The 9,051-nt window shown below is 62.6% G+C and carries 8 protein-coding genes; all 8 read left to right on the forward strand.

Annotated features, from left to right (window positions below; genetic code table 11):
* Nucleotides 1-111: 111 nt before the first annotated feature.
* The 8 genes from BLV04_RS20370 to BLV04_RS20405 all read left to right on the forward strand — a co-directional run bounded on the left by BLV04_RS20370 (nucleotide 112) and on the right by BLV04_RS20405 (nucleotide 8,896).
* The gene (locus BLV04_RS20370; RefSeq protein ID WP_217633752.1) at nucleotides 112-1,413 is read left to right on the forward strand and encodes a DUF8689 domain-containing protein; all 1,302 of its coding nucleotides are present in this window, start codon (nucleotides 112-114) and stop codon (nucleotides 1,411-1,413) included.
* Nucleotides 1,414-1,425: 12 nt separating this feature from the next.
* Nucleotides 1,426-2,232, forward strand: coding sequence for a Flp pilus assembly protein CpaB (cpaB, locus tag BLV04_RS20375; RefSeq protein ID WP_245731973.1), 807 nt, complete (start codon nucleotides 1,426-1,428; stop codon nucleotides 2,230-2,232).
* Nucleotides 2,233-2,449: 217 nt separating this feature from the next.
* Entirely contained in the window at nucleotides 2,450-3,952 is a 1,503-nt protein-coding gene (locus tag BLV04_RS20380) for a type II and III secretion system protein family protein (RefSeq protein ID WP_175534722.1), read from the forward strand.
* 34 nt (nucleotides 3,953-3,986) lie between these two features.
* Nucleotides 3,987-4,271: a hypothetical protein gene (locus BLV04_RS20385; protein ID WP_139191983.1), complete on the forward strand. Its 285-nt coding sequence runs from the start codon at nucleotides 3,987-3,989 to the stop codon at nucleotides 4,269-4,271.
* Nucleotides 4,272-4,335: 64 nt separating this feature from the next.
* The gene (locus BLV04_RS20390) at nucleotides 4,336-5,526 is read left to right on the forward strand and encodes a CpaE/TadZ family protein (RefSeq protein WP_093036804.1); all 1,191 of its coding nucleotides are present in this window, start codon (nucleotides 4,336-4,338) and stop codon (nucleotides 5,524-5,526) included.
* Nucleotides 5,527-5,543: 17 nt separating this feature from the next.
* Nucleotides 5,544-6,917, forward strand: coding sequence for a TadA family conjugal transfer-associated ATPase (locus tag BLV04_RS25945; protein ID WP_175534723.1), 1,374 nt, complete (start codon nucleotides 5,544-5,546; stop codon nucleotides 6,915-6,917).
* A 19-nt stretch (nucleotides 6,918-6,936) separates the two neighbouring features.
* Nucleotides 6,937-7,908, forward strand: coding sequence for a type II secretion system F family protein (locus BLV04_RS20400; protein WP_093036810.1), 972 nt, complete (start codon nucleotides 6,937-6,939; stop codon nucleotides 7,906-7,908).
* Nucleotides 7,909-7,918: 10 nt separating this feature from the next.
* Nucleotides 7,919-8,896, forward strand: coding sequence for a type II secretion system F family protein (locus BLV04_RS20405; protein WP_093036813.1), 978 nt, complete (start codon nucleotides 7,919-7,921; stop codon nucleotides 8,894-8,896).
* The last annotated feature ends 155 nt before the right edge of the window (nucleotides 8,897-9,051 follow it).

The raw sequence follows: 9,051 nt of genomic DNA on the forward strand, positions 1-9,051 counted from the left end.
GCGGCGAGGTCTCGACGAAGAGGGTTTCACGGGCAAAGACTTAAGGACGCTGGCTATCTAGGCAGACAGTGGCATCCGCTCGATGGGTGCCCGATGTCACGGACCAAGAGAATGGACAACTACAGTGCGAATACAACGACTCTGGCTCCCCGCCCCGGATCACTGAAGGCGACCGGGCTACCCGAGAACTTTTTGCCCGATCTCGTGTGCAAACATCTTGCCGAGGCGGGGGTGCTGGATCTTGCCGTATTGGCACAGCGTCTAGCGCTTTTAGGGTCCTTGGTCGAGGAGATACTCGGTTTTCTCCGTGCCGATGGTCGCGTCGAAGTCTTGGGCGCACAAGGCGGCAGTCCCTTTGTTCGATTTGGGCTGACCGACCGCGGCCGCATCGCGGCAGCGAGCGCCTCGGCGCGAGATGGCTATGTCGGACCGGCACCTGTCACACTTCCAGAGTATCGCCGTGTCGTAAACGCCCAATCCGTTCGTCTTTATCCACTGACCCGGGCGCAAGTCCACTCCGCCTTCGCCGACACCGTTATTCGTCCGGAGGTGCTCGACCGGCTCGGTCCGGCGGTCAACTCGGGGCGCCCGGTCTTTATCCACGGCGAGCCTGGAACGGGCAAGAGCTATATCGCCCGCCGGCTGAGTCGCCTGCTCGGGCCGCCCGTGCTGGTACCCTACGCCATCCTCTTCGGCGACAGTGTCGTACGCTGCTATGACCCCGGCGTGCATCGACCGGTTGATGAGGGTGTAGTGGCCCAGTCCCTGATGCTGAGTGAAGGTTTCGACCCCCGTTATGTGCTTTGCGAGCGCCCGGTGATCGTGGCCGGGGGCGAGTTGACCCTCGACAGGCTCGACCTCGCCTTCGACCCGGCGACCCGCCTCTACCAAGCGCCGTTGCAGTTGCGCGCCAACAACGGCCTGCTGCTGATCGATGACCTGGGTCGTCAGCGGCTGCCGGCGGTTTCACTCTTCAACCGCTGGATCATTCCGCTCGAGGAAAACCAGGACCATCTCTCGGTGAAGACCGGTCAGCACTTCACGGTGCCGTTCGATCTCGTTTTGATCTTCGCAACCAACTTCAATCCGCTGGAGCTTGCCGACCAGGCATTTCTGCGCCGCATCGGCTACAAGGTCCATTTCACCCCATCGTCTCCTGAAGACTATGCAGCCATTTTCGAACAGGAGTGCGAGAAGCGCGGGATCATTTACAATCCAGGGTTGGTGAGCTACCTCGTCGAGGGGCTTCATGGTCCGCGAGGCGTCCCGTTGCTGGCCTGCCACCCGCGTGACCTGCTTGGATTGGCGATGGACTACGTGACCTATACCGGCGAGCCAATGGGCGAGACAGCATTGCTGTGGGCGTGGGACAGTTATTTCGTATCGGATGTCGATCAAACGCGGGCGCAGTAATGGAGCGAAGCCATGAGATTTAGAGGCGTCTTGATGTTGCTGGTGTCGCTCGCACTCGCCGGCGCCGCGGCGGTCTGGGCAAATCGATGGATGGCGGATCAGCTCGCGGCTGCTGCCGACGACGCCGAGCTGAGCCGCGTGGTGGCGGCCGCGGCCCAGATCCCTTTCGGCACCAAGATCGATGCGACCCACCTCAAGATGATCGAGCTGCCACCGGAATCGGTACCCGAAGGCGCCTTCACGGACGTCAACGAGACCCTGGGCCTGATCGCGGTTCAGCCGATCTACCAAGGCGAGATCTTGATCGCCGGTCGGGTCGTAGAAACGCTCGGCGGTAGCGCCTTGGCTGCAGTCGTAGAGCCCGGAATGCGCGCCATCACGGTGAGGGTCGACGACGTCGTCGGCGTCGCGGGGTTTCTGCTCCCCGGCAACCGTGTCGACGTCATCGCGACGCGTCGCGGGCGTGCGAGCGAGGGCTCGGCGGCGAAGACACTTATCGAGAATCTCAGGGTTCTCGCCGTCGATCAGAGCACCGCCACGGACAAGGATGCGCCTGTCGTCGTGCGAGCGGTCACTCTGGAGGCGACACCCCACCAAGCCGAAGAGATCGTTCAATGGACCCAGGAGGGGAAGGTGCAGTTGGTCTTGCGCAATCCCCTCGAGGGCGCTGATCAAGTGGCCGTCGCCGATCTCGGGAACGAGGGGGCAGATACGGATCCGGCCGCCACGGCAATGCTCGCGACGGTTCCCCGGACTTTGACGGTGGATCTGATCCGCGGGACGGATTTGAGCTCATTGACGTTCGATAAGGCGCAATAGTCGGATCCGGTCGGCGCCTCGTCGTAGACCGACGGCGGGTCGACCCTGCTTGATCCGACCGACAAGCCAAAGGGGTTTGGTTTCGGGATTTGGGGCGGATGGCATCCGCATGTGTTCAGGACCGGGAGACTTTGGGATGCGTGGTCGGGACAGAAGAGATCGGGGGTGTGATGACCCCGGGCGGAAGCGTCGGCCTCCTCAGGGTCGATTCAGCTCGGTGAAGGCAAGAGGGTTCACGATCCTGATACTCGTCGGCCTAGTCTTGGCGGGCGGGGTTCCGTACCTCGACAAGGCCCATGCGGCGGATGCCGGCGGCACCCTCAGCGTTTTCGAGAACCGCGAGCATCTGGAGGTGGCGCTGAATCAATCGCGCGTCATCATGCTCAAAACGCCGGCCACCCGGGTCTCGGTCGCGAACCCCGAGATCGTCGACATCGTGGTGCTCGACCCGCGTCAGGTCTATGTGGTCGGAAAGCAGCTCGGCACGACCAATCTGGTCCTTTGGGACGACAACGATCGTGTCCGGGGGATGCTCCGTCTTGAGGTCACCCATGATCTGGACCTCTTGAAGACCAAGCTCCATCAACTCCTGCCAGGCGAGCGGGTTCAGGTGCGCTCCTCGCAGGGATCGATTGTCGTGAGCGGGCAGGTCTCCAGCCCGAGCAATGCCGAGGCCGCCGTGCGTCTCGCCGAGAGTTTTGCGCAGGCAACAGGCGGCGCCGACAAACCAACCGTGCTGAATATGCTCCAGGTCGGCGGCTCGCAGCAGGTGATGCTGGAGGTCAAAGTGGCAGAGATCACGCGCACGCTGACCAAACGGCTGGATCTTCAGTTCAGCAGCCTCTACGACGGCGGGAGTGTTCGGATTGGGAAGGTCGGAACAGGCGGGGCGGGTTTCTTGCCTGGCGTCGCTGCCAACTCCGCCTTCCCGCTCGCCTTCCCGGACACGCTGGTAGGACCCTCCGTTATACAGGACCAGGGTCTATTTCTGAGCTCACTCAGTGGAAACTTCCTCTTTAACCTCTTCATCGATGCCGCGAAGGATCAGGGACTGGCGAAGATCCTGGCCGAGCCCAACCTGACGACACTCAGTGGACAGCAGGCCCGCTTCTTGGCAGGAGGTGAGTTTCCGATCCCAGTCGCGCAATATGGGAACACGACAACAATAGAATACAAGGAGTTCGGTGTCGGCGTGGAGTTCGTGCCGGTCGTCCTCGATTCGGGCGTGATCAGCATGACACTCAACGTCCTAGTCTCGGATGTGACACGGGAGAACGCAATAGAGCTGGCTGCGGGCACGTCCGACCAGATCTTCTACATCCCTGGTTTAATCAAGCGCACCGCCAACTCGACGGTCGAGGTAAAGAGCGGAGAGACGATCGCGATCGCCGGGCTAATCAACGAAACCCTTCGCGAGAACGTCGATAAATTTCCGGGGCTCGGCGAGCTGCCGGTCATCGGCATGCTCTTTCGGAGCCAGGAGTTCGTGAAGGGCCAGACTGAGCTGGTCATCTTCGTGACACCTCGCCTTGCCCGCTCGTTCGACCCAACCCAGGTCAAGCTCCCGACCGACAGCTTCGTCGAGCCGAGCGACCTGGAGTTCTATCTCATGGGCAGGCTCAAGGCCAGGCCCCCCGAGCAGCGCTCCGGGTTCGGCACCGAGACCGGGATGGGCCCGGACAAGACCGGCAGCGAGGGCCACTTCGGTCATGATCTCTGACTCCGACACCTTTCGCGCGACACGAGGCAAGGACATGAAAGCCGATATCCCCGTTCGGACCTTTGGACTCCTAGCGCTCATGGCCAGCCTCCTGATGCTCGGCTGCGCCACAGAGCCCGATATCACACAGGACCCGGACTTCGGTCAGTCGGTCCGCCATATGATTGCCCTTCAGACCGCCGATCCCTGGTCGGGCGGCACCGGCTTGGACGGCGAAAAGGCGACCGCGACGCTGCGCGTTTATCGCGAGCAGGTGGCGGAGCCACAGGAGACCCTTGACCGGGAACTCATCGGCATCCCCCTCGGGATAGGGCCATGACGGCATGACACCTCCCCGGAGATATGACAGCCCGCAGCCACACATCGAGCCGTAAGCAAAAGCGATGCGTCATCCACTCAGAGTCGTTCTAGTCGGCGAGCCGAGTCCTCCCTTCTCGGAGGTCGAGGCCTTGCTTGCCGAGCACCGTCAGATGCTCGTCGCCAAACGGGTCATCGGCATGGGTGCCGATCCGGTGCTCTCGGAGCTGCAGGACCCATGCGATGTCATCGTCCTGGTGTTGACCGGAAACTGGCGCCGCACGCTCCAGATCTGTTTCGCGAAGGAGGGACCTGCGGTCAAGCCGCTCTTGGTGGTCGGTCCGGCGGACGATATGGAGCTCATGCGCGCCATCATGCGGGTCGGCGCACGGGATTACTTCTCCTTACCCGTCGGCTCAAGCGATCTCATCCCGGCCCTCGATCGAATCGGCAAAGAGGAGCATGAGCGTCGCGGCGGTCTCTCCGCCGAGGTCACCACCTGCATCAACGCGAAGGGCGGCAGCGGCGCCAGCTTCCTGGCGGCCAACTTTGCGCATGTCCTCGTCAAGGCGCATGAACGACGCACCGTTCTCATGGATTTCGAGCTCCAGTTCGGCAGCCTTCCGACCTACTTCAACCTGCGCTCGCGCAATGGACTGATCCGGGCCTTGGAGCTGGTCGACACGCTCGACGTCACGGCACTTCAAGGCTATCTGCAGCTTCACCCTAGCGGTCTTGCATTGCTCGCCGCCGCCTCCGAGGGCATGGTGTTGCCCGAGGACGTGCACGAAGATCGGATCGCGAAGCTCTTCGCCATCCTCGACGAGGCCTACGAGCAGCTCGTCGTGGATCTTCCCCGGCGGATTGATCGCGCCACCGCGGCCATCCTGGACCGATCCGACATCATCATGCTGGTCACTCAGCAGACGGTCGCCCATCTGCACGACGCCAAGAGGCTGGCCTCGCTCATCACGGAACAGCTCGGCATCAGCCCCGATCGCGTCGTGGTGGTCGTCAATCGGTTCAGCAAGCACGGCGAGGTCACGCTCTCCGATGTGCAGGAGTCACTGCCCGGACTGCGTCTGGAGACCCTCCCGAACGATTACCGCAACGTCTCCAAGAGCATCAACTTGGGCGTGCCGCTGTTCGAAATGGAGCCGCGTGCACCGCTGAGCCGTCGCATCCTGGAGCTGATCGCAAGCCTTCACGCCGGGCCGGAGGAGGCATCGACCTCCTCGCTCGCGATCTGGCCCTGGGTATCACGCATCCGTCGCTGAGGTCTTGAGATATGGACATGTTCGGCAATCGCTCCGGCAATCTCGGCACACCGCCCGGCCTCACCGACGACGAATTCGCGTTGCGCCGGCGCGGTCTGAGCGGTCGGCTCGGCGAGGGACTTTCGAAGTCCGAGCAGGAGACGAAATACGATCTTCTGCAGAATGTCGTCAAGATGATGGATCTGTCGCTCCTCGCGAACCTCGAGGACGCCCAGGCACGCACCCAGATCCAAGAGGCGTGCGAGCGCCTCATGAATCAGCAGTCGCTGCCTTTCAATACCCAGACCCGGCAGCGGATCATCAAGGAGATCCAGAACGAGATCCTGGGTCTGGGTCCGCTGGAGGGTCTGCTGGCCGATCCCGCGATCTCGGACATCCTGGTCAACGGGCCGAGCCAGATCTATATCGAGCGCAACGGTCGGCTGGAATTGTCGAGTGCGCGCTTCGACAACGACCGTCATCTCATGACCATCATCGACCGTATCGTCTCGCGGGTCGGGCGCCGGATCGACGAGTCCTCGCCCATGGTCGACGCTCGGCTGCCGGACGGCTCCCGCGTGAATGCCATCATCCCGCCGCTGGCACTCAACGGCGCCGTGATGTCGATTCGACGTTTCTCGGTCGATCGGCTCACGATGGAACGGCTCGTCGAGCTCGGCGAGCTAACCCCGACGGTCGGTCGCGTGCTTCAGGCGGCGGTCCGAGGTCGACTCAACATCCTGATCTCCGGCGGCACCGGCACCGGCAAGACCACGCTGCTCAACGTTCTCTCCGGTTTCATTCCCCCGGACGAGCGTGTCGTCACCATCGAGGACTCCGCCGAGCTGCAGCTTCAGCAGCCCCATGTCGTGCGGCTCGAGACCCGCCCGCCCAACATCGAGGGCCGAGGCGAGGTCGCCCAACGCGACCTCGTGCGCAACAGCCTGCGTATGCGCCCGGACCGCATCGTGGTCGGCGAGGTCCGCGGGGCCGAGGCGCTGGACATGCTCCAGGCCATGAACACCGGGCACGACGGCTCGCTGACCACCATCCATGCAAACGCACCCCGCGATGCCTTGACACGCATCGAGAGCATGGTCGCCATGTCGGGCGTCAACCTCCCGAGCCGGCCGTTGCGCGCCCAGATCGCCTCCGCGCTCGACTTGGTCATCCAGCTCGAGCGCCACGAAGACGGTCACCGCCGGGTCGTGAGCATCCAGGAGATCAACGGCGTCGAGGGCGAGATCATCACCATGTCCGAGATCTTTCGCTTCGAGCGCGAGGGCATCGACCGTGACGGGAAGGTCGTCGGACAGTTCACTGCGACCGGCCTAGTCCCGAAGTTCTACGAGCAGATCCGCAAGCGCGGCCTGGATCTCGACATCGGCGTCTTCCAGCCGGGACAACCCTGATGGGACAGGGACACTAACCATGTCGGACGAAACACTGTTCATCGTCATGGTCTTCATCGTCGGCTTCCTGATGAGCCAGGCGTTCGTCCGTCCGCTGATGGGCACGGGACGCGAGGCCAGGCGGCGCCTGCGCGAGCGTATTCGCGATCTTTCGGATGATTCGACGGGTGCAGAGCAGGTTTTGCTCGTACGCGACCGCTATCTCCGTGACCTCTCGCCCTTTGCGCGCGCATTGATGAAATTGCCCGGGATGGATGGGCTTCAGGCACTCATCGAGCAGGCCGGATCCGAGAAGCCGCCGCATCGGGTCCTCATCCTGTGCGTCGCCATGGGCGTCGCTGCGGGCATGACTGCGGGCACCATGTTCGGCTGGGGACTCGGTGCCCTCTTGGTCGGCTTCATCGGGACGGCCTTGCCCATCCTGCAGCTCAAGACCAAGCGGGCGAAGCGGATCGCCAGATTCGAAGAACAACTTCCGGACGCCCTGACCGTCGCGGCCCGATCACTCCGTGCGGGCTTGCCGTTCGGCGAGGCGTTGAAGCTGGTGTCCCAAGAGATGCCTGAGCCGGTGGGGAAGGAGTTCGGCATCGTCTTCACCGAGGTCAACTACGGCGGAGACCTGCGGGGGGCCTTGCTCGGCATGCTGGAGCGGGTGCCGAGTGTGGCGGTGATGGCCATGGTGACCTCGGTCCTGATCCAACGCGAAACCGGGGGAAATCTGGCCGAGGTGATGGACAAGCTTGCGGCGGTCGTGCGCGAGCGTTTCCGCTTTCAACGCACCGTGCGCACCCTGAGTGCGGAGGGCCGCCTGTCCGCTTGGATCCTGATCTCGTTGCCCTTCCTCATGGCCGGTGCAATCTCGGCGATTAACCCCGAGTACCTGCCGATGCTCACCAAGGATCCGGGCGGACGCACCATCGTCATGGCCGCGTTCGGGTTTCTCGTGGTGGGTATTCTCTGGTTGCGGTGGATTGTGCGGATCGATGTGTGAGGAGTGAGCAATGGACTGGGTAATCGCAATCGGCAGTTGGATGGGAGACGCCACGGGCGACCCGGAGAAGTTCCGCACCTTGGTCGCGAGCCTGTCGGGGGCGGCCGTCTTCACCCTGGTCCTGGCGGCCTATTTCCTGTTGGGCGGATTCTTCGATCCGCTCAAGAAGCGGATTCAATCGGTTCAGGTCACGGATCTGCCCCAGCAAACCAAGAAGCCGTCAAACAGTTTCCTCAAGACCCTCGGAACCGTCCTCACACCGAAGGCCGTCGCACGCCGTGTTCGCGTCGCAACCATGCTCCAGCATGCCGGATTCGGCGGCGAAGGCGATGCCCAGATCTTTTACGGCATCAAGCTTCTGGCCACCCTTCTTTTACCGCTCTTGACGCTCGGAACCCTCGCCGTAATCAAGGCTATGCCGGTTGCGGACACCGTACCCTTGACCCTTGTGGCGCTCATGCTCGGCTTCCTCCTGCCGGACATCGTGCTTAAGCGATTGGTGAAACGCCGGCAAAACAGGCTCAAACACGGTCTACCGGACGCCTTGGACCTTTTGGTGGTCTGCTCCGAGGCGGGTCTCGGACTGAATGCAGGCATCCAGCGGGTCGCCAAGGAGATCGGTATCACGCATCCGGATCTGGCGGATGAGCTTCAGCTCGTCACCATGCAGATGCGGGCCGGGATCGATAGCCGAAGCGCACTGAAAGGCATGGAGGAGCGAACCGGCCTGGACGACATTCAGGCACTGGTGGCAACACTCACCCAGGCGATGCGCTTCGGGACCAGTATCGGGGACACTCTGCGGATCTACTCCGCGGAGCTCCGTGACAAGCGTCTGCAACGTGCCCAGGAGAAAGCCGCGAAGGTCAGTACACTCATGCTCTTACCTCTGGTCACCTGCATCTTGCCGAGCTTCATGTTGGTGGTCCTGGGGCCCGCGATGATCGGGCTCTTCAAGGCATTCTCGGAGATGGGTTTCGGCAAATGATCGACGCGGATCACGGCGGATACGGGGGATCGATGATGAACGGATCGGTAGGTCATAGGGCATCCCATTACACACATCTCATGAATCATGAGCCTGTCGAGCATATCTGAGCCCCGCGGCGAAGTCCGTGACGCGTTGCAGGCCGAGCCAAATCG

Source organism: Thiocapsa roseopersicina, assembly GCF_900106925.1.
GTDB lineage: Bacteria > Pseudomonadota > Gammaproteobacteria > Chromatiales > Chromatiaceae > Thiocapsa > Thiocapsa roseopersicina.

Bases quoted from the DNA above. Each gene is read 5' to 3' on its own strand.
- BLV04_RS20370 (WP_217633752.1), top strand. From the start codon at position 112: ATGGACAACTACAGTGCGAATACAACGACTCTGGCTCCCCGCCCCGGA.
- cpaB (WP_245731973.1), top strand. From the start codon at position 1,426: ATGAGATTTAGAGGCGTCTTGATGTTGCTGGTGTCGCTCGCACTCGCC.
- BLV04_RS20385 (WP_139191983.1), top strand. From the start codon at position 3,987: ATGAAAGCCGATATCCCCGTTCGGACCTTTGGACTCCTAGCGCTCATG.
- BLV04_RS20390 (WP_093036804.1), top strand. From the start codon at position 4,336: ATGCGTCATCCACTCAGAGTCGTTCTAGTCGGCGAGCCGAGTCCTCCC.
- BLV04_RS25945 (WP_175534723.1), top strand. From the start codon at position 5,544: ATGTTCGGCAATCGCTCCGGCAATCTCGGCACACCGCCCGGCCTCACC.
- BLV04_RS20400 (WP_093036810.1), top strand. From the start codon at position 6,937: ATGTCGGACGAAACACTGTTCATCGTCATGGTCTTCATCGTCGGCTTC.
- BLV04_RS20405 (WP_093036813.1), top strand. From the start codon at position 7,919: ATGGACTGGGTAATCGCAATCGGCAGTTGGATGGGAGACGCCACGGGC.